Origin of the sequence: Ornithinimicrobium sediminis (assembly GCF_021272345.1) — a bacterium.
GTDB classification, from domain to species: Bacteria; Actinomycetota; Actinomycetes; order Actinomycetales; family Dermatophilaceae; genus Ornithinicoccus; species Ornithinicoccus sediminis_B.
On sequence record NZ_JAJSDQ010000007.1, the window covers coordinates 60997 to 82305 of the forward strand.

The following is a 21309-nucleotide window of genomic DNA, read 5'->3' on the forward strand; positions in this document are numbered from 1 at the left end:
CGCCACACGGCGTGCGGTAGCACCCGTGACAAGATCGGAGGCATGCAGACCATGTCCGGGGTCGAGGAGTTCCACAGCATCGGCAGCGGCACCCGTGCCCGCACCGGTGTGCTGGTGGTCCACGGCATCACGTCGACCCCCCAGGGCATGGGGCCGGTCAGCGCGCACCTCGCCGAGCTGGGGTATGCCGTGAGCGCCCCGGTGCTGCCCGGTCACGGCACGTCGGTGGCGGACATGCTCCCCACCCGCTACGCCGACTGGCTCGCCCGGGTCGAGGACCGGGCCGAGCAGCTGCGCCTGCGCTGCGACCGGGTCGTGGCCGTCGGCATGAGCCTGGGCGGGGCCCTGGCCACCGACCTGGCTGCCCGCCGCCCCGACCTGGTCGACGCCCTCGTGCTGATCAACCCCGGGTTCGGCTCCGAGGACCCGCGGCTGCGGCTGCTGCCGGTGCTCAAGCACGTCATGCCCACGTTCCCCGGTCTGGCCGACGAGATCCGCAGGCCGGGTCCGCCCCGCGAGCTCGCCTACGAGCGCCTGCCGCTCAAGGCCTTCGCCAGCCTGGTCGAGCGCTGGCCGGGCCTGCGGGAGGACTTCGCGAAGGTCACCCAGCCGGTCCTGCTGTTCCGCTCCGCCTACGACCGGGTCGTGCCCCCGAGCGCCGCCCGTGCCTTCCTCGAACGCGTCGGCAGCGAGGACGTCACGGAGGTCTGGCTGCGCGACTCCGGGCACGTCGCCACCCTCGACTACGACCAGGCCGAGCTGCTGCGGCGCACGGCCGCCTTCGTCGCGCGGATCGGCGAGGAGCCATGAGCGGCTCCGCGGGTCGGCCCGGCGAGGAGGAGCCCTCCTCGGACGACATCGACCGCCGGTTCTCCGAGATCGTGGCCGGGCTGCGCAGCACGCCCCCGCACACCGACACGAGCCCCGACCCGGAGGTGACCGACACCGGTGCGGACCCCCGGGTGGACGACACCGGCGCGGGCCGTCGGGAGGGCCCTGAAGACGACCGCCCGGAGCAGGACACCGACGGCCGGCGTCCGCAGGACGAGGGCCCGGAGCCGTCCACCGTCCCCTTCAGCGGCAGCGGGTACGGCGTGCCTCCCGGTGGCGTCGCCGGCAAGCCCGCACGGTGGCGGGAGAGCGAGGAGGTCGAGGAGGACGACCACTTCGTGCCCCCGCCTCCCCCGCCGCTGCCGGCGGGCGACCTGCACTTCTGGGCCATCGTGGTCGGCCTGACCGTCGGCCCGCTGCTGCTGGTGCTGAGCAACGCGCTCCCGGTGCTGGACGAGGACTGGGGCTGGGTCGGCATCGGCCTGGCCGTCGCCGGCTTCGTGCTGCTCGTGCTGCGCCAGCCGTTCCGGGACCGCGAGGACGACTGGGGCGCCCAGGTCTGAGGAGCCCTCGGCTGCCTACAGCACCAGGTCCGCCCAGACCGGCAGGTGGTCGGACGCCGCCCGGAGCGCCGCGGCGTCCAGCGCGACCGGCTGCTGCGGGGCCGGGCGCACACCGCGCGAGGCGAAGACCGCGTCGATCGTCCGGTGCGGACGCGCCGAGGGGAAGGTCGGTCGCAGCGGTGTGACCAGGGTGAGCTCCTCGGCGAGGACCTGCCAGGCGTCACCGTGCTGGTCCTCGTTGAGGTCGCCTCCGACGACCCACGGCAGCCCACCCAGCAGCGGGTCCACCCGCAGCTCGGACAGCACCTGCCGGGCGTGCTGCCGGCGCCGGTCCGGCAGCAGCGGCAGGTGGAGGCTCACCGCGGCGAAGGCCGGCCCGCCGGGGCGGGCCACCCGCACCGCCGTGTAGCTGCGCGGGTTGCCCAGCAGCTCGACGGGCAGCGACCTGTCCTGAGCGGGGTCGGCGACGACCCGGGGCCCGACCAGCACGGACGTGCCCGAGAGAGCTCGGGTGCGGCCCGCCCATCGCAGGCCGCAGCGGTGGGCGAAGGACCTCACCCGGGGTGCCGAGAGCGGATGGCGCGGGACCTCCTGCAGCAGCAGCACGTCGGGGTCGAGGTCGCGCACGACGGCCACGGCGGCGTCGGTGTCGTCCTGCAGCGCCCGGAGGTTGTAGGACGCCACCCGCACCGCCCGCTGCTCCGTCGAGCGGTGGCTCACGTCGACCCGGCGCCGGGGAGCGCGTGGTCGGCCCGGGCGAGGTCCGCGGCACCGATCAGCCCGGCCCACGGGCCCAGGCTCGCCGCACGCACGGGGGCCGTCGGCCGGTGCCCGCGCCCGGTGAGATGGCGGGTGAGGCTCTCGCGAGCGGGCCCCAGCAGCAGCTCGCCGGCGGTGCTGACGCCACCGCCGACGACGATGGTGCCGGGGTCGAGGGCGGCGACCAGGTTGGCCAGGCCCAGCCCCAGCCACTCGCCGACGTCGGCCACGATCTCCCGGCACGCCTCGTCGCCCTCACGGGCCAGCTCGGTCACGTCCTCCCCGCGCAGCAGCTCGACCCGGCCGCCGCAGCGCGCCGCCAGCGCCGCGACATACGGTCCTCCCGCCTGCAGCCGCTCGCGCGCCTCGCGCCGCAGGGCCGAGCCGCTGGCGTACTGCTCCCAGCAGCCCCGGTTGCCGCACTCGCACCGCCGGCCGTGCGGCACCACGACCATGTGGCCGTACTCCCCGGCCATGCCGTGACGGCCGCGCTCGACCCTGCCGTCCATGACGAGGCCCCCGCCGATGCCCGTGCCGAGGTTGACCATGAGCAGGCGCGGCTCCCCCGCCCCGGCGCCGAAGCGGAACTCGGCCCACGCCGCGGCGTTGGCGTCGTTGTCGAGGGTCACCGGCAGCCCGAGCCGGTCGCGCAGGCGGGAGCGCAGCGGCTCGTCCCGCCAGGACAGGTGCGGGGAGAAGACGACCGTGCCCCGGTCGGCGGACACGAACCCTGCTGCCCCGATGCCGACGCCCACCACCGGCCGGTCGACCACGAGGGGGTGGCGCAGGACCGACTGCACCTCGGCGACGATCAGGTCCTCGACGACACGCGGTCGGGTGCTGCGCCCCGGCGTCTCCCGGCGCACCTCTGTGACGACACGACCCTGGTCGTCGACCGCACCGGCAGCGACCTTCGTGCCGCCGATGTCGACCCCGACGGCCAGCGCCGCCGGCCCGGCATGGACGGTGCCCAACGGCTCAGGAACGGGCGCGCAGCGCGGCGAGGTCGGCGGCGCCGATCATGCCGGCGTCGTTGCCCAGCCGGGCCGGGACCATGGGCGGCTCGGGACGGTGCCCCCGGCCGGTGAGCTGGCGCTGGAACGCCGCACGGGCGGGGTCGAGCACCAGGTCTCCGGCGGCGCTGACACCGCCGCCGACGACGATCATGTCGGAGTCGAGCACCGCGATGAGGCTCGCCACACCCTCACCGACCCACCGCCCGAGGTCCTCCAGCAGCTCGCGGGCGGCCTGGTCACCGTCCTGGGCGGCCTCGGTGACCATCTGGCCGGTGAGCCGGTCGGCGTCACCCCCGCAGCGCGCCTCGAGCTCGGCGGCGTGCGGGCTGCCGGCGCGCACCATCTCACGGGCCTCCCGCACCAGGGCCGAGCCGCTGGCGTACTGCTCCCAGCAGCCCCGGTTGCCGCAGCCGCACCGGTGGCCGTCGGGCACGACCCGCATGTGCCCGATCTCGGCAGCCATGCCGTGCGCGCCGCGCAGCACCTGGTGGCGGCTGATGATGCCGCCGCCGACGCCGGTGCCCAGGGTGACCATCACCATGTCGTCGACGTCGCGCGCCGCGCCGAAGCGGAACTCACCCCAGGCGGCGGCGTTGGCGTCGTTCTCCAGCAGCACCGGCATGCCGGTGGCCTCGCGGATCCGCTCGGCCAGCGGTTCGTCGCGCCAGGCCAGGTTGGGCGCGAAGAGCACCACGCTGCCGGTGACGTCGATGAAGCCGGCGCACGCGACCCCGACGCCCAGCACCTCGCCCGGTCCGTGCCGTTCGCGCAGCTCCTGGACGACGGCCGCGATCGCGGTGGCGATGGCCCCGACGTCCTGGGCGGGGGTCTCCCTGCGTGCCTGGTGCAGGATGCGGCCCTGCTCGTCGACGGTGCTGGCCGCGATCTTGGTGCCACCGACGTCGACGCCGATGGAGACGCTCATGGGGTCTCTCCTTCAGGGGTGGCGGGATGGACCTGCAGCACCCGCTCCCGCAGGGAGGTGAGGGAGCTGGTGACCACCATCTGCTCGACCTTGCGCCGCAACGCTCCCAGCATGGGCACCTTCGGCCGCAGCGTCAGCCGGTAGGTCACCAGCGTGCCGCTGGGGGACGAGGTGATCGTGTAGGAGCCCACGAGGTCGCGCAGCGTCCGGGCCTCGACCATCTCCCAGGACAGGGAGCCGGTGCCGTCGTGGGCGATGTGCCAGTCGTAGTCGAGGACGTAGGTGTCCTTGATCATGCCGGTGTCGAGCTCGAACCGGACGCGGTCGGGCCAGCCGTCGCCCTCGGTCGAGAGCACCTCCACCTGCTTGACCTCCCGGTTCCACGAGGCGTACGCCGGGAAGTCGGCGAGCACCTCCACCACGTGAGGCGCCGGGGCAGGGATCTGCATACTGGACTCGGTCCGGTCAGGCATGGCCGCAGCGTATCGGTCCGGGGCGACCCGTCACCCGGGCGAGCGGTGCGGCGGCGGCTAGAGTTGGCTCCTGCACCCCTACCGGAGAGCCAGGAGGCACTCGTGCAGGACATCGTCGTCCCCCCGTTGGTCCCCGCCACGACGGAGGGCAACCTCTCCGACCTGCCCCACGGGTGGGCCGAGCGTGAGCCGAGCAGGGTCCTCCTGCGTGTGAAGGAGGGCAGCGACTGGCGCGACGTCACCGCCACGGAGTTCACCGGCCAGGTGCGTGCGCTGGCCAAGGGCTTCGCTGCGGCCGGCATCGAGGTCGGCGACCGGGTCGGCATCATGAGCAAGACGCGCTACGAGTGGACGCTGTGCGACTTCGCGCTGTGGACCGCCGGAGCAGTGCCGGTCCCCATCTACGAGACCTCCTCGGCCGAGCAGGTGCAGTGGATCTGCTCCGACTCCGCAGCCGTGGCCCTCGTCGTCGAGGACGCCGCGCACGCCTCGCTGGTGACCGAGGTCCGCGACCAGGTCCCCTCGCTGCGCGACGTCTGGCAGGTCGACACCGGCGCGCTCGACGAGGTGGTCGCCGCGGGCGCCGAGGTCTCCGACGAGGACATCGAGGCCCGCCGGGCCGCCGTCGACCGCACCGCCCTGGCGACGGTCATCTACACCTCCGGCACGACCGGGCAGCCCAAGGGCTGCGAGCTCACGCACGACAACTTCATGGCCCTGGCGGAGAACACCACCGAGCGGCTCAAGGAGGTCGTCTGCGCACCCGGGGCCAGCACCCTGCTCTTCCTGCCGCTGGCCCACGTGTTCGCGCGCTTCATCGAGGTGCTCGCCCTGACCAGCGGCTCGGCCCTGGGCCACACCCCCGACCCGAAGACGGTGGTCGACGACCTGGGCGGCTACAGGCCGACCTACATCCTGTCCGTCCCGCGGGTCTTCGAGAAGATCTACAACTCCTCCGAGCAGAAGGCCGAGGCCGCCGGCAAGGGCAGGATCTTCCGGTGGGCGGCCACGGTGGCCGGCGACTGGAGCCGCGCCCAGGACACCGGCGGTGCCGGTCCGTGGCTGCGCGCCCAGCACGCCCTGGCCGACCGCCTCGTCTACGCCAAGCTGCGGGCCGCCCTCGGTGGGCGCGCGCAGTATGCGGTCTCCGGCGGGGCCGCCCTCGGCGAGCGGCTCGGACACTTCTTCCGCGGGGTCGGCCTCGTCGTGCTCGAGGGCTACGGGCTCACCGAGACGACGGCGCCGAGCAACGTCAACACCCCCGACCTGACCAAGATCGGCACCGTCGGCCGGCCGCTGCCGGGTGTCGGGGTCCGGATCGCCGACGACGGCGAGGTGCTGGTCAAGGGCAACAACATCTTCCGCGCCTACCACAACAACCCCGAGGCGACGGCCGAGGCGATCCGCGACGGGTGGTTCCACACCGGCGACCTGGGCGAGATCGACGACGACGGCTTCCTGCGCATCACCGGCCGCAAGAAGGAGATGCTCGTCACCGCCGGCGGCAAGAACGTCTCGCCGGCCGTGCTCGAGGACCGGCTGCGGGCCAACCCGCTGATCTCCCAGTGCATGGTCGTCGGTGACGGCCGCCCCTTCATCGCCGCGCTGATGACCCTCGACGAGGAGATGCTGCCCGCCTGGGCGGCCAACAACGAGCTCGAGGGCATCACCGTGGAGGAGGCCCGCACCAACGAGAAGGTGCTGGCCGAGATCCAGCGTGCGGTCGACAGCGCCAACAAGGCGGTGAGCCGCGCCGAGTCCATCCGCAAGTTCGAGGTGCTCGACGGCGACTTCACCGAGGCCAACGGCTACCTCACCCCGTCCATGAAGCTGCGTCGCAACCGGGTCATGCACGACCTGTCGCACCACGTCGAGGCTCTCTACAGCGACTGATACCAGGTCCGGCCGGCCGCGGTCCGGTTCCTTCGCTCAGGCAGGGGCCAGGTCGGGCCAGGCCGCGGTCCGGTTCCTTCGCTCAGGCAGGGGCCTGGTCGGCCCACCACGCGGACCAGGCCCTCAGCAGGTCCTCGTCGGTCCGGTCCAGGGCCTGCCGGGTGCCCTCGTCGAGGCTGCCGCTGTCGGCGACCGCGCGGTGCCACCGGGGCACGGCCTCGTCCCCGTGCTCGGCGGCGACCACGAGACACACGGACCAGGCGGCGGCGTACGTCGCCCACCGACCGCCGGCGGCCCCGGGCTGCGGCCAGCGGGCCGGTGGGTCCGCCGCGAGCTGCCGCCACGCCTGCCCGGCCACCAAGGACGGGTCGGCGGACCCCGACCGGTGCGCGGTGAACTCGGCCGTGCCCTCCCGCAGCCACCAGGGCACCTCGGCCTCAGGCTGCGCCAGATGGGTCACCTCGTGCGTGACCACGGCCTGCCGTCCCTGCGCGGTCAACCGTTCCCACGCCCCGGGGTGGACGACGACGGTCGTGACCCCACCTCGGCTCACGAGGCTGGCTGGGATCTCGGTCTCCTCCGCGGGATGTCCGGTGACGGCCGCCCAGCGCGCCGTGTCCCCGGGAAGGTCCAGGCGCACCGGCCGGGCGACGGTGCCCTCGCCCCAGAGGTCCTCCACGAGGCCGACCGCACGCTCGGCATGGTCGCGGTAGGCGGTGACCTGCTGCACCGGCGCACTGCCGGTGACCAGCACCGCCGGCTCACGGCTGCAGCCGGAGGTCGCGAGCAGCGCGGCAGGTGAGAGCAGGGCCGCCCTCAGCAGCACCCGCCGGGAGGGCTCCGCAGCCACGCGTGGACCCAGCCTCACGCAGACAGCGTAGGCAGCCTGTGCGCGGACGTCGTCACCGCGGGTCGGTGAACCGGTCCCCCGCACCCTGGGCCGGGATCAGCCCGCGTCGGACCAGAGCTGTCGGGAGCGGGTGGCCGTGACACCCGCGGCGTCCAGTGCGTTGACCATGCCGGCGCGGACGAACACGTCCACCGCGGCCCACTCCGCGTCGTCCGGTTCCAGGCCCTCGGCGGCCGGTGGCAGCCCGGTGGTCGTCGGCGGGTCCGCCCGTGCGACGGGTGCTGGTCGCCCTCCACGGCCCCGGCCGCCGGGGACCGGGTCCTCCAGCCACTGCCGTGCCACGACGGGCACGAAGCAGTCCCCGCACATCCGCCCGCGGACCGGGCAGGTCTGGCAGTCGATGATCGTCATCCGATCTCACCTCCTCCATGTGGTGTGCCGACGACGCTAGGGGGCGGCACCGACAGACCCCCGCGACGTCGGACCGCCTTCGGCGTTCCGCGACATGCCGAGCCGGCGCGCAAGGTCTGTCGGCGCCCCGGCATACGGTCCAGGACATGAGCACCACCACGGCCGGGCACCCCGTCGCCGAGCACCCTGTGGCCGACCACGGCGTCGCCGGGCTTCCCGCTGCGGGGTGGGGCGCTCCCGCCGCGGTGCAGCAGTCCTTCGACGACCTCGGGCTCGCGCTGTCCGAGGTCACGTTCGTGGTGGTCGACCTCGAGACGACCGGGGGCTCCCCCTCCGACTGCCACATCACCGAGATCGGGGCGGTGAAGGTGCGCGGCGGCACGGTGCTGGGCGAGTTCCAGACCCTCGTGCGCCCGGACACGCCAATCCCGGCCTTCATCACGCTGCTCACCGGCATCAGCAACGCCATGGTCAGTGACGCCCCCCGCATCGAGAGCGCGCTGCCCGCCTTCCTGGAGTTCGCTTCGGGCTCGGTGCTGGTCGCCCACAACGCGGGCTTCGACATCTCCTTCCTCAAGTCGGCCACCGCCCGGACGGGGCGCCCCTGGCCGGGCTTCACGGTGCTCGACACGGTGCGGCTGGCCCGCCAGCTCGTGCACAAGGACGAGGCACCCAACCACAAGCTGGCGAGCCTGGCCCGTCTGTTCGGGGCCGAGACCACCCCCGACCACCGCGCCCTGCACGACGCACGGGCCACGGTCGACGTGCTGCACGGCCTCATCGGACGGGTCGGCAACCTGGGCGTGCACACCCTCGAGGAGCTGTCGAGCTACTCCTCCAGGGTGACACCGGCGCAGCGCGGCAAGCGGTTCCTGGCCGACCGGATGCCCTCGGCCCCCGGGGTCTACGTCTTCAAGGACCAGCGCGGGCAGCCGCTCTACGTGGGCACCGCCACCGACCTCCGCCGGCGCACGCGCACCTACTTCACCGCCTCCGAGACCCGCAGGCGGATGGCCGAGATGGTGGGCCTGGCCGAGTCGATCACACCCATCGTGTGTGCCACCCGCCTGGAGGCGCAGGTGCGCGAGCTACGGCTCATCGCCGAGCACAAGCCGCGCTACAACCGTCGCTCCCGGCACCCCGAGCGGGCCCTCTGGCTGAAGCTGACCGCGGAGGCCTTCCCCCGGCTCTCCGTCGTCCGGCAGGTGCGCGACGACGGCGCCACGTATGCCGGCCCGTTCGGCAGCCGCGCCGCCGCCGAGCAGGCCATCGCGGCCGTGCACGAGGTCATCCCCCTGCGCCAGTGCACCGGACGCCTGGCGCGACACGGTGGAGGGACCTCGTGCGTGCTCGTCGAGCTGGGACGCTGCGGGGCACCGTGCACGGGCCTGCAGAGCGTGGAGTCGTATGCGGAGGTGGCCGAGCGTGCCCGCCAGGCGCTCACCGGCGACTGCGGCGCCGTGCTCTCCCAGCTGCGGCAACGGCTCGGCGACCTCGCCGCGCAGGAGCGCTACGAGGAGGCGCAGGCCCTGCGTGACCGGATGCTGGCCCTGGTCCGGGCCGCCGCGCGGGTGCAGCGCCTCGCTCCCCTGGCCAGCGCCCCCGAGCTGGTCGCTGCTCAGCGCCTCGAGGGCGGCGGCTGGGAGGTGGTGTGCGTCCGGCACGGCCGGCTCGCGGGCACCACCACGACACCACGGGGGGCCGACCCGATGCCCTACATCGAGGCGATGCGGCAGACCGCCGAGGTCGTGGCCCCGCCCCTCGGGCCGGAGCCTGCCGCGCACCCCGAGGAGACCGAGCTGGTGCTGCGGTGGCTGGAGACCCCGGGCACCCGTCTGGTCGACCTCGACGGTCACTGGACCTGCCCGGTCGGCGGTGCGGCGGCCGCACGCGCCGACCTCGAGCCGCTGGCACGCCACTGGAGGGTCGTGGACGGGACGACCCCCGGCACGCCGCGTCCCCTGGAGCGACCCGCAGGGGCGCTGGTGGCTACAGTGAGCGGGTGATTTCCGCCATCGTGTTGATCAAAGCCGAGGTCGCTCGGATCCCCGAGGCCGCCCAGGAGATCGCCGAGATCGAGGGCATCAGTGAGGTCTACTCGGTCACCGGCGACATCGACCTCATCGCCGTGGCGCGGGTGCGAGCCCACGAGGACTTCCACGACGTGATCGCCGACCGCCTCAACAAGGTGCCCGGGGTGCTGGAGACCAGCACGCACATCGCGTTCCGCACCTACTCCAGCGAGGACCTGGAGGCCGGTTTCGCGCTCGGCCTCGACGAGGAGTAGCCCCGGCTCAGTGCGTCGCGGCGACCCAGGCGTCGACCAGCAGTCGGGCCCGGCCCTCGTCGACCGCCGCCGCCGCGCGCTGCATACCGGCAGCGACCCGCGCGTGCAGCTCCTCCGAGCTCGTCGGGGCAGCAGCTCCGCTCTCCCCGTCGGCGACCACGGCCAGCGCCAGGCCGCTGTTGAGCAGCACCGCGTCGCGCACCGGGCCGCGTGCCCCCGCGAAGACGTCACGAGCCACCTGGGCGTTGAACTCGGCGTCCTCCCCCTGCAGGGCCGAGACCGGGTGCGGCCCGACACCCAGCGCGACGGGGTCCAGGCTCAGCTCGGTGACCTCGCCACCGGCCACCCACCACACGTGCGAGCTGGTGGCCGGGGTCAGCTCGTCGAGGCCGTCGTCCCCACGGAAGACCGCCGCCCGGCGGCCCCGGGCCGCGAGCACCCCGGCCATGAGCGGCGCCATGCGCCGGTCGCTGACGCCGATGGCGCTGTAGGTCGGCTGTGCCGGGTTGGTGAGCGGTCCCAGCAGGTTGAACGCCGTGGGGATGCCCAGCTCGCGGCGCACCGGCGCCGCATGCCGCATCGAGGGGTGGAAGGTCTGGGCGAAGCAGAAGGTGATGCCGCACTCCCCCACGACCTCGGCCACCCGCTGCGGGGTGAGGTCCAGCCGCACGCCGATGGCCTCGAGCACGTCGGCGGCGCCCGAGCGCGACGAGGCGGCACGGTTGCCGTGCTTGACGACCGGCACCCCCGCTGCGGCCGCCACGACCGAGGACATCGTCGAGATGTTGACCGTGTGCGCGCGGTCACCCCCGGTCCCGACGATGTCGAGGGCGGGTCCGGACACCTCGAAGCGGTGGGCGTGCTCAAGCATCATGTCGGCGAGCCCGCGCATCTCCTCGACCGTCTCGCCCTTGGCGCGCAGCGCCGTGAGGAACGCCGCCAGCCTGGCCGGTGAGGCCTCCCCGCTCATCACCTGGTCCATCACCCAGGAGGTGTCCGACGCGTGGAGGTCCTCCCCCGCCAGCAGGCGGGTCAGGACCTCGGGCCAGGTCGTGGTGGCGGTCACCGTGCGAGGCGGACGACCGCAGCGGCCAGCGCCGCCGGGTCGAGCGGGTGCGGCACGACGCCGTCGGCCTGCGACCACGCTGCGAGCCACCCGTCGTTGGGGCGTCCGGTCAGCACGAGGACCGGCGGGCAGTCGAAGCGCTCGTTCTTGAGCTGGCGGCACAGCCCGAGGCCGCCGTACGGCTGGGCCTCGCCGTCCAGGATGAGCAGGTCGAAGGCCGCCTCCTCCAGGGCCAGCTCGACACCGGGAGCCGTAGCGCACTCGTGCCAGCGGTCGACCAGCACGTCCGGGGACGGCGAGGAGCCCACACCCAGACGCACCGCGTCACGGGTGGACCTGTCGTCGCTGAACAGCAGGACGCTGATGCGGCGCAGACCGGCGGTCTGCTCGGTCGTGGTCGAGACGGTCATGAGTCGATGCTACCCACCGCGGGGCGCCCCAGGCCGCATCACCCGGCCGCGCCCGGTGCAGGACCATCGGTGCTGCTGGGAGACCTGGCGCCGTCGGAGGGTCGGGTGCCCCTCGTTCAGGGGCGTGGGTCATAATGTGGAACGTGGCGACGACTTCAGCAGTGACAGCAGGCTCCCCATCGTCGGGAGCCGTCGTGGCCCAAGGGCCGGCGACCCGACCCGACATGGTGGCCGTGGGCACGATCGTGTGGCTTTCGAGCGAGATCATGTTCTTCGCCGGCCTGTTCGCGATGTACTTCACGATCCGCTCCGTGGCTCCGGACCTATGGGCCGAGCAGACCCAGCTGCTGGACGTGCCGTTCGCGCTGGTCAACACCACGATCCTGGTGATCTCGTCCGTCTGGTGCCAGCTGGGTGTGTTCAAGGCCGAGCAGGGGGTCCCCAGCCGCACCGGCGGCCTGCTGGAGCTGGGCAAGTGGGGCATGCGCGAGTGGTACGTCCTGACCTTCATCTTCGGCTCGGTCTTCATCGCCGGCCAGGTCTACGAGTACGCACACCTCGTGCAGGAGGGCGTCACGCTCTCGTCCAGCCCCTACGGATCGGTCTTCTACATGACCACCGGCTTCCACGGGCTGCACGTCCTGGGCGGTCTGATCGCCTTCCTCCTCATCATCGGCCGCAGCTTCACGGCCAAGCGCTACACCCACGCCCAGGCCACCGGTGCCGTCGTCACGTCCTACTACTGGCACTTCGTCGACGTGGTCTGGATCGCCCTGTTCCTGACGATCTACGTGCTGCGGTGACGCCGGTGCGCGCCAAGACCACGTGCCTTGACCTGTACATCCACGACGTGAGGACCGCCGAGTGAAGACGCTGGCCGCCCGACGACGCAGCCCCATCGCGCTGCTGGTCCTGCTCCTGCTGGGGCTGACCATGACCGGCACGGCCTACGCCGTGTTCCAGCCCAAGGCCGCTCCCGGCACCTCGGCGACCACGGTGTCCGCCGAGGACATCGAGGAGGGACGTCAGCTCTTCCTGGCCAACTGCGCCAGCTGTCACGGCACCAACGCCGAGGGCAACGCCCCGGCCGGCCCCTCCCTGGTGGGTGTGGGCGCCGCCGCCGTGGACTTCCAGGTGGGCACCGGCCGTATGCCGCTCGCGGCCCCCGGCGTCCAGGCGCCGGCCAACCGTGACCAGGTGAACTTCACGTCCGAGGAGATCACCCAGATGGCGGCCTACGTGGACAGCCTGGGCCCCGGCCCGGCCGTCCCCGACGCCCAGTGGCTCGACCTCGAGGGCGCCGACATCGCCAACGGCGGCAAGCTCTTCCGCACCAACTGCGCCATGTGCCACAACTCCGCGGGCACGGGCGGTGCACTGACCCGCGGCAAGTACGCCCCGACGCTCATGGGCGTTGAGCCGGTCCACATCTACGAGGCCATGCTGACCGGCCCGCAGTCCATGCCGGTCTTCAACGACGACAACCTCACTCCCCAGGAGAAGGAGGACGTCATCGCGTTCATCGTCGACATGGACCAGGGCGGCACGGCCTACGGCGGTCACCAGATGGGATCCATCGGTCCTGCCGGCGACACCTTGTTCATCTGGACCATCGGCATCGGCCTGCTGATCGCGGCTGCGGTCTGGCTCGGCAGGAAGGCGGCCTGACATGGCGGACAGCTCGGACTACAAGACCGACGACACCCCGGTGCGCCAGGGCGCCGACGCCGCGCCGCCCGCCAGGACCGACGGGCTCCCCGAGCGCTTCGAGAACCCCGGCCTGCCTCCGCACGTGCCACGCCGGGCCGACGTCGACGAGGCCGCGGCCAAGCGGGCCGAACGCCAGGTCGTCGCCATGTTCGCGCTCTCCGCGCTGGGCACCCTGGGCTTCATCGTGGCCTACTTCGTCGTCCCTGCGGACGCCCGCGGCACCGTCGTCGGCATCGGGGAGATGAACCTCTACCACCTGGCCCTCGGGCTGACGCTGGCGGTCTCGCTCAGCGGCATCGGCTTCGGCGCCGTGCACTGGGCCAAGACGCTCATGCCCGACAACGAGGTCATCGAGGAGCGCCACCCCCAGGCGTCCTCCGACGAGGACCGCGAGGGCGCGGCCGCCATCCTGCGCTCCGGGTGGGAGGGCTCCCAGCTGGGCCGCCGCCCGCTGATCCTGCAGAGCGCCGCGGGCGCCCTGGGGCTGTTCGCCGTCCCGCTCGTCCTCCAGGTCGCCGGCAGCCTCGGCCCGCTGCCCGGCAGAGAGCTGTACGACACCAACTGGCGCCGGGGGCTGCGCCTCATGATCGACCCGAGTGGCACGCCGATCCGCGCTGCGGACGTGACGCTGGGCTCGGTGTTCCACGTCATGCCGGAGGGCTGGGTCGGCGAGGAGGCCGAGGAGGAGCTCTCGGCAGCCGCCATCCTGGAGGCCAAGGCCGAGGACCAGGTCATCCTGGTGCGGCTGGACCCGGCGCTGATCCAGAGCGAGAAGCAGCGCTCCTGGGGCGTCGACGGGATCGTGGCCTACTCCAAGGTCTGCACGCACGTGGGGTGCCCCGTGGCGCTCTACGAGCAGCAGACGCACCACCTGCTGTGCCCCTGCCACCAGTCCACCTTCGACATGACGCGGGACTGCGAGGTCATCTTCGGCCCCGCACGGCGGGCCCTGCCCCAGCTGCCGATCACGGTCGACGACGAGGGCTACCTGATCGCGGACGACAGCTTCCAGGAGCCTGTCGGTCCGAGCTTCTGGGAGAGAGAGCGTGGATGAGATGACGACCAGCCGAGTGCCCCAGGGCGCCGACGACCTCCGTTCGGACGGAGCGACCACCACGACGGCGGACCAGTCCGCCGCCACAGGTGCGGACAGGCCGGCCCTCCCCCCGCCCATCGTGTGGTCCGACGAGCGTGTCGGCACCGCCAAGGGCATGCGCTTCCTGCTCAAGAAGGTGTTCCCGGACCACTGGTCGTTCCTCCTGGGTGAGGTGGCCATGTACTCCATGGTCATCTGCCTCATCACCGGCACGTTCCTGACCTTCTGGTTCATCCCGAGCATGGGCCACGTCACGTATGACGGGTCGTACGTCCCCCTGAAGGGCGTCGGGATGAGCGAGGCCTACGCCTCCACGCTGGACATCTCCTTCGACATCAAGGGTGGTCTGCTGATCCGGCAGCTGCACCACTGGGCCGCCCTGCTCTTCATCGTCGGCATCGCTTTGCACGTGGCCCGCGTCTTCTTCACCGGCGCCTTCCGCAAGCCCCGTGAGATCAACTGGGTCATCGGGTCGGTGCTGAGCCTGCTGGCCATCATCGAGGGCTTCGCCGGCTACTCCCTCCCGGACGACCTGCTCTCCGGCACCGGCATCCGTGCCATGGCCGGGTTCATGCAGTCCGCACCGGTCATCGGCAGCTACATGACGTTCTTCGTCTTCGGTGGCCCCTTCCCCGGCGAGATGATCATCCCCCGGCTCTACATCGCGCACGTGCTGCTCATCCCTGCGCTTCTCGTGGGGTTGTTCACCGCCCACATCGTGCTGGTCGCGGTGCACAAGCACACGCAGTACCCCGGGCCGGGCCGGACCAACAACAACGTCGTGGGCTTCCCGCTCATGCCGGTCTACATGGCCAAGGCCGGTGGCTTCTTCTTCATCGTCTTCGGCATCACCGCGCTGATCTCGGCACTGGTGACCATCAACCCCGTCTGGGTCTACGGTCCCTACGACCCGACCCAGGTGACGGCCGGCTCCCAGCCCGACTTCTACATGTGGTTCTCGGACGGTGCGCTGCGGCTGCTGCCGGGCTGGCTGGAGTTCACGCTGTTCGGCTTCACGTTCGGCATGAACATCTTCCTCGGCTCGCTGCTCCTGCTGCCGCTGGTCTGGATCCTCCTGAGCCTCTATCCCTTCCTGGAGGCCTGGGTCACCGGAGACAAGCGCGAGCACCACATCCTGGACCGTCCCCGCAACGCCCCGGTCCGCACGGCCATCGGCGCCGCGGCGATCTCGATGTACCTCGTGCTGGCGCTGGCCACGGTCAACGACATCCTGGCCATCAAGCTGGGGCTGTCGATCAACGACATCACCGTCACGTTCCGGGCGGCGTTCTTCCTGCTGCCGGTCATCGTGTTCTACATCGTCAAGCGACTGTGCATCTCGCTGCAGCGGGCCGACCGCGACCGGGTGCTGCACGGCACCGAGACGGGCCGCATCGTGCGCACCCCCGAGGGTGAGTTCTACGAGGTGCACGAGCCGCTGGACCCGTACACCCGCTGGACCCTCGTGCAGCACGACCCGATGCTGCCCCTGTCGCAGAGGGAGCAGGACGAGGTCGACGAGCACGGTGTGCGTCGGCCCCGGCCGGTCACGCACGGTCTGCGTCGCGCCCTGTCGGACTTCTACTTCCGCGACCAGGTGCAGCCGGTCACACCGGCCGAGCTGGCTGCGGCGCAGTCGCACGGCGAGCACGACGCCCTCGAGTCCGCGCCCACACCTCAGCTCGGCGAGCCGGTCTCGGCCGTCCCCGGTGAGCGAGCGGCGCTGCGCAACCGCGAGGACTGAACCCGTCCTTCACAGGAGGTGCTGCCCCGTCCCGGTCCGCCGGGGCGGGGCAGCGTCGTCTGACCTGCACTCCCCGGCGAACGAAAGGGCTGACCCGCGATGAGTGAGGACCTCGGCCTGCTGACCCCCGAGGAGTTCGAGGACGCCATCGCCGACGCCCTCGACATGGTGCCGCCGGCCCTGATGGACAAGCTCGACAACGTCGTCTTCCTCGTCGAGGACGAACCCCCGCCGGAGGACCCCGAGCTGCTCGGGGTCTACGACGGCGTGCCACTCACCGAGCGGGCCGAGGCGTGGGGCGGTGCGCTGCCCGACCGGATCACGGTCTTCCGCGGTCCGCTCACCCGCATGTGCGAGGACCGTGAGGAGCTCCTCGACGAGATCGCCATCACCGTGGTGCACGAGATCGCTCATCACTTCGGCATCGAGGAGGACCGTCTCCACGAGCTCGGCTGGGGCTGAGTTGCTCGGGAGTTTGCACCCTTCCCCACCCCGTTGCCAGGGAGACTGCACGCTTCCCCACCCCGTTGCCCGGGAGTTCCCACCCCTCCGCGGGCGGTGCCGGATGGTGCACGCCCACCGAGGCCACTGGCCGGCACGGGAGCTCCTTCGTCCCCTTACCCGAGACGACCCGTCTGGGGACGCCGCGACGTGGAGCCCGCGTGCAGCGCGATGGTGCCCGCGTCGAGCTCGATCCCCAGCATGATCAGCATGCCCCGGGACCGAGTTATGGGCCTACCCTCGGTCATCACGGGCAGGAGCACGGGAACGAGCACCCCAGGACCTGTGATCGAGGGCCGTGGCCTTGGGCGAGGACCACACCATGGCGTGGCGGGTCAGGCAGCCCGCGGCGGAGCCGCCGGACAGACGTCCCCGCTGGTGTCCGTTGCCGCTCCGCGAGCACCCGAGGCATTTCCCGACCATCAACCCCGCCGGCGACCTGGAGAAAGCGCTAACTCCCTAGCTGTACTGACCGGGGACGTTGGTTGAGTGGGTGTGATCCGTTGATCTGATCAGTGACAGATGAGGGCCTCCTGCGGTGGAGTGGAACTTCCTAGGTATCCGCTCCGAGAACAGGAGGCCCTCATGTCCCACGCTAACGCTGCCCTGACCCCGCGGGCCCGGTTGCGCGTCGCCCAGCTCGTCGTCGACCAACACGTCCCGATCAGTGAGGTCGCGGCCAGGTTCCAGTGCTCCTGGCCGACGGTGAAGCGCTGGGCGGACCGGTACGCGGCCGGGGAGCCGATGAGCGATCGTCCCAGCCGGCCCCGGTCGATGCCGGGCAAGACCTGCCCGGCCACCACGAAGCGGATCGTGTCGCTGCGGCTGCGCAAGCGGATCACCCCGGTGCAGCTGGCCGCCGCGGTGGCGTCGCACCCTCGACCGCCCACCGGGTGCTCGTGCGATGCGGGTTGAACCGGCTCTCCCATGTGGACCGGGCCACCGGGGAACCGGTGCGCCGGTACGAGCACGAGCACCCCGGTGACCTGCTGCACGTGGACGTCAAGAAGTTCGGCAACATCCCCGACGGCGGCGGGTGGCGCTTCGTCGGCCGCGCCCAGGGCGGGAAGAACCGGGCGGCCACGCCGGGCAAGCCCAGAAGCAAGCACCACAACCCCAAGATGGGGCACGCGTTCGTGCACACCGTCATCGATGACCACTCCCGCATCGCCTACGCCGAGGTCCACAACGACGAGACCGCGGCCACCGCGGTCGGGGTGCTGACCCGGGCGGTGGCCTGGTTCGCCGCCCGCGGCATCACCGTGAACAGGGTGCTGTCGGACAACGGCTCGCCCTACGTCTCACACCTGTGGCGTGACACCTGCGCCCAGCTGGGCATCAAGCACTCCCGGACCCGACCCCGCCGACCGCAGACCAACGGGAAGGTCGAACGCTTCCACCGGACCATGGCCGACGGGTGGGGCTACGCCCGCTGCTACGCCTCCGAGCACGAACGCCGCCAGGCCCTGCCAGGATGGCTCCACGAGTACAACCACCACCGACCCCACACCGCCTGCGGGAACCGCCCACCCATCACCCGCTTGACCAACCTGTCCGGTCAGTACACCTAGCAACGCGCTTGGGGAGGGCGCTAACTCCCTAGCAACGCGCTTGGGGAGGGTGCAAACTCCCGAGCAACGCGGGTGGGGCGGGTGCAAACCCCCTGGCAAGGGCTAGACGGCCTTCTCACCGTGGAAGTACTCGAAGGTCCAGCCCAAGGTGGCCAGCGCCGCGAACGGCGCCGCGATGATGAACAGCCACCAGCCGACGGCCACGCCCAGGAAGAGCGCCGCCGACGCCAGGCCCAGCCACAGCGGCCACCACGAGTGCGGGCTGAAGAAGCCGTAGTCACCGGCCTGCTCGGCGATCTCGCCGTCCAGCCTGTCCTCCGGGCGCTCGTCCAGCTTGCGGGCCGTGAGCCACAAGTAGAACGCGACGAACGCACACAGCCCGCCTGTGAGCGCAAGGCCGACGATGCCGACCCACTCCGTGCCACCGGTGAACCAGGCGTAGATGACCGTCATCACGGCGAAGAACGGGATGAGCAGCCCGAACAGCTTGATCTCGACGTTCATGCGTGTGCTGCCTCTCGCTCAGACGTGCGGGTTGCCACGGGTGCCACCGGTCTCGGTGCCCTTGCGTCCGGCCTGGTCGGTGTCGGGGCCTCCGAGCAGCTCCTCCATGACTCCCTTGTCGGGCTCGGGCGACTCCATCGTGGCCACGTTGGGGTGGTGCAGGTCGAAGGCGGGACGCTCCGAGCGGATCCGCGGGATCGTCGTGTAGTTGTGCCGCGGCGGCGGGCAGGAGGTCGCCCACTCCAGGGACATGCCGTAGCCCCACGGGTCGTCGACCTCCACCTTGGGGGTCTGGAACGACTTCCACACGGCATACAGGAACGGCAGCATCGACACGGCCAGCACAAACGAGAAGACCGTGGAGATCTGGTTGAGGAGGGTGAAGTCGTCCTCGGGCATGTAGTCGGCATAGCGACGCGGCATGCCGTAGACACCCAGCCAGTGCTGCACCAGGAACGTGCCGTGGAAGCCGATGAACAACAGCCAGAAGTGCCACTTGCCCAGCGTCTCGTCAAGCATGTGCCCGGTGAACTTCGGCCACCAGAAGTAGAAGCCGGCGAACATCGCGAACACCACGGTGCCGAACACCACGTAGTGGAAGTGCGCCACGACGAAGTAGGAGTCGGTGAGGTGGAAGTCCAGCGCGGGGCTGGACAGGATGACGCCGGTCAGACCGCCGAAGAGGAAGGTCACCAGGAAGCCGATCGCCCAGATCATGGGCGTGGCGAAGACCAGGGTGCCGCGCCACATCGTGCCGATCCAGTTGAAGAACTTCACGCCCGTGGGCACCGCGATGAGCATCGTCATGATGGCGAAGAACTCCAGGAGCACGGCACCTGTGGCGTACATGTGGTGCGCCCACACGGCCATGGAGAGAGCCGCGATGGCAATCGTGGCGAAGACGAGGGTCTTGTAGCCGAACAGCGGCTTGCGGCTGAACACCGGGATGATCTCGGAGATCAGACCGAAGAAGGGCAGCGCGATGATGTAGACCTCGGGGTGACCGAAGAACCAGAACAGGTGCTGCCAGAGCATCGCCCCACCGAAAGCGGGGTTGAAGATCTGCGCGTCCAACATCCTGTCGGCGGCCATGCCGAACAGCGCGGCCGCCAGCACCGGGAAGACCATGAGCACGAGGATCGAGGTCACCAGGACCGTCCAGGTGAACATCGACATTCTGAACATCGTCATGCCAGGTGCGCGCATGCAGATGATCGTCGTGATGAAGTTGACAGCACCCAGGATGGTGCCGAAACCACCCAGTGCCAGACCCATGACCCACAGGTCACCGCCCAGACCCGGGCTGTGCGCTGCGCCCGCCAGCGGCTGGTAGGCAAACCACCCGAAGGAGGCCGCACCGGAGGGGGTCAGGAAGCCCGCGCCGGCGATGAGACCTCCGAAGAGGTAAAGCCAGTAGGCGAACATGTTGAGCCTCGGGAACGCCACGTCGGGCGCTCCGATCTGCAGCGGCATGAGCGCGTTGGCAAAGGCGGCGAACAGCGGTGTCGCGAAGAGCAGCAGCATGATCGTGCCGTGCATCGTGAACATCTGGTTGTACTGGTCAGGGTTGTCCACGACCTGCAGACCCGGGACAAACAGCTCCGCGCGGATGACCAGCGCCATCAGACCACCGAGCATGAACCACGCCATCGCGGTGATGAAGTAGAGGTTGCCGATGACCTTGTGGTCGGTCGTGGTCATCCAGGTGACCATCAGCTTGCCGAGGTTGCGCTTCGGCTGCCGCGGTGTGCCGGGGTCGGGGTAGACGCGCGTCTCGGGTCCGACGATCGTTGCCATTAGTTGCTCCCCTGGGACACGCGCTCGTCGTCACCGGGGACGTAGACGCCTTCGTCCTCGTCCGGGTAGAAGGACTTGCGCTGCGGGTCGTCGTACAGCGGGTAGAGGTTGAGGTCGTTGCTCAGCTGACCTGAGGAGCCGGCGGCCTCGAGGTCGGTGACGAACTGGTCGTACTCGCCTTGTGGCACGACCTGGACCCGGAACAGCATCTGGGAGTGGTAGGCGCCGCACAGCTCCGCGCACTTGCCGGTGAAGGTGCCTTCCTCCGTGGTGACCACCTGGAAGCTGTTGACCCGACCGGGGATCATGTCGAGCTTCTTCATGAAGCCGGGCACCCAGAAGGAGTGGATGACGTCCCGCGAGGTCAGCACGAACTCGACGCGGCTGTCGACCGGGAGGACGATCGTCGGCAGGGTCTCGAACAACCCCTCCTCGCCGTCGCTCAGCCCGGAGGCCTGCACGCCCTCGATGTACACGTTGTCCTCGATGTAGTTGGCGTCCCAGGACCACTTCTTGCCGATGACGTTGACCGTGACGTCGGGCTCCTGGTCTGAGCTCAGCACCTCGTTCTGCACCTCCACGGTCTTGCCGAAGAGCACCGCCACCATGAGCACGGGCACGATCGTGTAGAGGATCTCGATGGGCACGTTGTAGCGGATCTGCGGTGGCAGCGCCTGGTCCTCGTGCCGGCGGCGGTAGGCCACCATGCACCACAGAATGAGGCCCCACACCAGCACGCCCACCGCGAGAGCCGCGATCCAGGCGCCGTTCCACAGGGTGATGATCGCCGGGCCGTCCTCGGTGATGGGCTCGGGCATGTAGCCGCGTTCGAGGGCCGTGCCGCAGCCGGACAGCAGCAAGGCCGCTCCGGCCACCATCGTCATCATGGGCCAGTTGCGGCC

At 71.1% G+C, this 21309-nt stretch carries 21 protein-coding genes and 1 pseudogene; 11 read left to right on the forward strand and 11 right to left on the reverse strand.

The window, feature by feature from the left end:
- Positions 1-42: 42 nt before the first annotated feature.
- Together LVO85_RS14360 and LVO85_RS14365 are read left to right on the forward strand one after the other, a co-directional pair.
- Positions 43-810, forward strand: coding sequence for an alpha/beta hydrolase (locus tag LVO85_RS14360; protein WP_232748181.1), 768 nt, complete (start codon positions 43-45; stop codon positions 808-810).
- Positions 807-1394: a hypothetical protein gene (locus LVO85_RS14365; RefSeq protein ID WP_232748182.1), complete on the forward strand. Its 588-nt coding sequence runs from the start codon at positions 807-809 to the stop codon at positions 1392-1394. The genes LVO85_RS14360 and LVO85_RS14365 overlap by 4 nt, the downstream gene beginning before the upstream one ends.
- A gap of 15 nt (positions 1395-1409) precedes the next feature.
- On the opposite strand, the gene LVO85_RS14370 is transcribed toward LVO85_RS14365, so the two are convergent.
- The 4 genes from LVO85_RS14370 to LVO85_RS14385 are packed head-to-tail and all read right to left on the reverse strand — an operon-like array spanning position 1410 to position 4567.
- The gene (locus LVO85_RS14370; RefSeq protein ID WP_232748183.1) at positions 1410-2114 is read right to left on the reverse strand and encodes an endonuclease/exonuclease/phosphatase family protein; all 705 of its coding nucleotides are present in this window, start codon (positions 2112-2114) and stop codon (positions 1410-1412) included.
- Positions 2111-3127 carry an ROK family glucokinase gene (locus tag LVO85_RS14375; protein ID WP_232748184.1) on the reverse strand — a complete coding sequence of 339 codons (1017 nt, stop codon included), beginning with the start codon at positions 3125-3127 and terminating at the stop codon, positions 2111-2113. The genes LVO85_RS14370 and LVO85_RS14375 overlap by 4 nt, the downstream gene beginning before the upstream one ends.
- A 4-nt stretch (positions 3128-3131) precedes the next feature.
- A complete protein-coding gene (locus LVO85_RS14380; RefSeq protein WP_232748185.1) occupies positions 3132-4094 on the reverse strand; it encodes an ROK family glucokinase in 963 nt (320 codons plus the stop codon).
- On the reverse strand, positions 4091-4567 hold the full coding sequence (locus LVO85_RS14385) for an SRPBCC family protein (RefSeq protein ID WP_232748186.1): 477 nt from the start codon (positions 4565-4567) through the stop codon (positions 4091-4093). Before LVO85_RS14385 ends, LVO85_RS14380 begins: the two co-directional genes overlap by 4 nt.
- Before the next feature lie 102 nt (positions 4568-4669).
- Here LVO85_RS14385 and LVO85_RS14390 point away from each other — a divergent pair, with 102 nt between their 5' ends.
- Positions 4670-6460: an AMP-dependent synthetase/ligase gene (locus LVO85_RS14390; RefSeq protein WP_232748187.1), complete on the forward strand. Its 1791-nt coding sequence runs from the start codon at positions 4670-4672 to the stop codon at positions 6458-6460.
- 82 nt (positions 6461-6542) lie between these two features.
- Here the strand turns inward: LVO85_RS14390 and LVO85_RS14395 are convergent, their stop codons facing one another.
- A complete protein-coding gene (locus tag LVO85_RS14395; RefSeq protein ID WP_232748188.1) occupies positions 6543-7328 on the reverse strand; it encodes a hypothetical protein in 786 nt (261 codons plus the stop codon).
- Between the two features lie 78 nt (positions 7329-7406).
- On the reverse strand, positions 7407-7721 hold the full coding sequence (locus LVO85_RS14400; protein ID WP_232748189.1) for a hypothetical protein: 315 nt from the start codon (positions 7719-7721) through the stop codon (positions 7407-7409).
- Positions 7722-7867: 146 nt separating this feature from the next.
- Between LVO85_RS14400 and LVO85_RS14405 the strand changes: the two genes are divergently transcribed.
- Both LVO85_RS14405 and LVO85_RS14410 read left to right on the forward strand, forming a co-directional pair.
- Positions 7868-9727, forward strand: a complete 1860-nt coding sequence (locus tag LVO85_RS14405) for a DEDD exonuclease domain-containing protein (protein WP_232748190.1) — start codon at positions 7868-7870, stop codon at positions 9725-9727.
- Positions 9724-10008 (forward strand): Lrp/AsnC family transcriptional regulator, encoded by a 285-nt coding sequence (locus LVO85_RS14410; RefSeq protein WP_232748191.1) that lies wholly within the window; start codon positions 9724-9726, stop codon positions 10006-10008. Before LVO85_RS14405 ends, LVO85_RS14410 begins: the two co-directional genes overlap by 4 nt.
- A 7-nt stretch (positions 10009-10015) precedes the next feature.
- Here LVO85_RS14410 and trpD read toward each other — a convergent pair whose 3' ends face one another.
- Both trpD and LVO85_RS14420 read right to left on the reverse strand, forming a co-directional pair.
- Positions 10016-11074 (reverse strand): anthranilate phosphoribosyltransferase, encoded by a 1059-nt coding sequence (gene trpD, locus LVO85_RS14415; RefSeq protein ID WP_232748192.1) that lies wholly within the window; start codon positions 11072-11074, stop codon positions 10016-10018.
- Positions 11071-11484 carry a PleD family two-component system response regulator gene (locus LVO85_RS14420; RefSeq protein ID WP_232748193.1) on the reverse strand — a complete coding sequence of 138 codons (414 nt, stop codon included), beginning with the start codon at positions 11482-11484 and terminating at the stop codon, positions 11071-11073. Before LVO85_RS14420 ends, trpD begins: the two co-directional genes overlap by 4 nt.
- A gap of 134 nt (positions 11485-11618) precedes the next feature.
- Between LVO85_RS14420 and ctaE the strand changes: the two genes are divergently transcribed.
- The 6 genes and pseudogenes from ctaE (at position 11619) to LVO85_RS14450 (ending at position 18106) form a co-directional block, all read left to right on the forward strand.
- Entirely contained in the window at positions 11619-12287 is a 669-nt protein-coding gene (gene ctaE, locus LVO85_RS14425; protein ID WP_408637698.1) for an aa3-type cytochrome oxidase subunit III, read from the forward strand.
- Positions 12288-12348: 61 nt separating this feature from the next.
- Complete coding sequence (qcrC, locus tag LVO85_RS14430) at positions 12349-13152, forward strand: cytochrome bc1 complex diheme cytochrome c subunit (RefSeq protein ID WP_232748194.1); 804 nt, start codon at positions 12349-12351, stop codon at positions 13150-13152.
- A 1-nt stretch (position 13153) separates the two neighbouring features.
- Entirely contained in the window at positions 13154-14248 is a 1095-nt protein-coding gene (qcrA, locus tag LVO85_RS14435; protein WP_232748195.1) for a cytochrome bc1 complex Rieske iron-sulfur subunit, read from the forward strand.
- Between the two features lies 1 nt (position 14249).
- Positions 14250-16034 (forward strand): cytochrome bc1 complex cytochrome b subunit, encoded by a 1785-nt coding sequence (qcrB, locus tag LVO85_RS14440; RefSeq protein ID WP_232748196.1) that lies wholly within the window; start codon positions 14250-14252, stop codon positions 16032-16034.
- A gap of 99 nt (positions 16035-16133) precedes the next feature.
- Positions 16134-16496, forward strand: coding sequence for a metallopeptidase family protein (locus LVO85_RS14445; RefSeq protein WP_232748197.1), 363 nt, complete (start codon positions 16134-16136; stop codon positions 16494-16496).
- A 624-nt stretch (positions 16497-17120) separates the two neighbouring features.
- Positions 17121-18106, forward strand: a pseudogene (locus LVO85_RS14450) (IS481 family transposase).
- Positions 18107-18208: 102 nt separating this feature from the next.
- On the opposite strand, the gene LVO85_RS14455 reads toward LVO85_RS14450, so the two are convergent.
- The 3 genes from LVO85_RS14455 to ctaC are packed head-to-tail and all read right to left on the reverse strand — an operon-like array spanning position 18209 to position 21294.
- Positions 18209-18610: a cytochrome c oxidase subunit 4 gene (locus tag LVO85_RS14455; RefSeq protein ID WP_232748198.1), complete on the reverse strand. Its 402-nt coding sequence runs from the start codon at positions 18608-18610 to the stop codon at positions 18209-18211.
- An 18-nt stretch (positions 18611-18628) separates the two neighbouring features.
- Entirely contained in the window at positions 18629-20407 is a 1779-nt protein-coding gene (gene ctaD / locus LVO85_RS14460) for an aa3-type cytochrome oxidase subunit I (protein ID WP_408637699.1), read from the reverse strand.
- Positions 20407-21294 (reverse strand): aa3-type cytochrome oxidase subunit II, encoded by an 888-nt coding sequence (gene ctaC / locus LVO85_RS14465; protein ID WP_232748199.1) that lies wholly within the window; start codon positions 21292-21294, stop codon positions 20407-20409. Before ctaC ends, ctaD begins: the two co-directional genes overlap by 1 nt.
- Positions 21295-21309: the final 15 nt, after the last annotated feature.

What these genes read in the sequence shown, in the direction of transcription:
- LVO85_RS14360 (WP_232748181.1), top strand. Translation starts at nt 43, where the DNA reads ATGCAGACCATGTCCGGGGTCGAGGAGTTCCACAGCATCGGCAGCGGC.
- LVO85_RS14365 (WP_232748182.1), top strand. Translation starts at nt 807, where the DNA reads ATGAGCGGCTCCGCGGGTCGGCCCGGCGAGGAGGAGCCCTCCTCGGAC.
- LVO85_RS14380 (WP_232748185.1), bottom strand. Translation starts at nt 4,094, where the DNA reads ATGAGCGTCTCCATCGGCGTCGACGTCGGTGGCACCAAGATCGCGGCC.
- LVO85_RS14385 (WP_232748186.1), bottom strand. Translation starts at nt 4,567, where the DNA reads ATGCCTGACCGGACCGAGTCCAGTATGCAGATCCCTGCCCCGGCGCCT.
- LVO85_RS14400 (WP_232748189.1), bottom strand. Translation starts at nt 7,721, where the DNA reads ATGACGATCATCGACTGCCAGACCTGCCCGGTCCGCGGGCGGATGTGC.
- LVO85_RS14405 (WP_232748190.1), top strand. Translation starts at nt 7,868, where the DNA reads ATGAGCACCACCACGGCCGGGCACCCCGTCGCCGAGCACCCTGTGGCC.
- LVO85_RS14420 (WP_232748193.1), bottom strand. Translation starts at nt 11,484, where the DNA reads ATGACCGTCTCGACCACGACCGAGCAGACCGCCGGTCTGCGCCGCATC.
- ctaE (WP_408637698.1), top strand. Translation starts at nt 11,619, where the DNA reads ATGTGGAACGTGGCGACGACTTCAGCAGTGACAGCAGGCTCCCCATCG.
- qcrA (WP_232748195.1), top strand. Translation starts at nt 13,154, where the DNA reads ATGGCGGACAGCTCGGACTACAAGACCGACGACACCCCGGTGCGCCAG.
- qcrB (WP_232748196.1), top strand. Translation starts at nt 14,250, where the DNA reads ATGACGACCAGCCGAGTGCCCCAGGGCGCCGACGACCTCCGTTCGGAC.
- LVO85_RS14445 (WP_232748197.1), top strand. Translation starts at nt 16,134, where the DNA reads ATGAGTGAGGACCTCGGCCTGCTGACCCCCGAGGAGTTCGAGGACGCC.
- LVO85_RS14455 (WP_232748198.1), bottom strand. Translation starts at nt 18,610, where the DNA reads ATGAACGTCGAGATCAAGCTGTTCGGGCTGCTCATCCCGTTCTTCGCC.
- ctaD (WP_408637699.1), bottom strand. Translation starts at nt 20,407, where the DNA reads ATGGCAACGATCGTCGGACCCGAGACGCGCGTCTACCCCGACCCCGGC.
- ctaC (WP_232748199.1), bottom strand. Translation starts at nt 21,294, where the DNA reads ATGATGACGATGGTGGCCGGAGCGGCCTTGCTGCTGTCCGGCTGCGGC.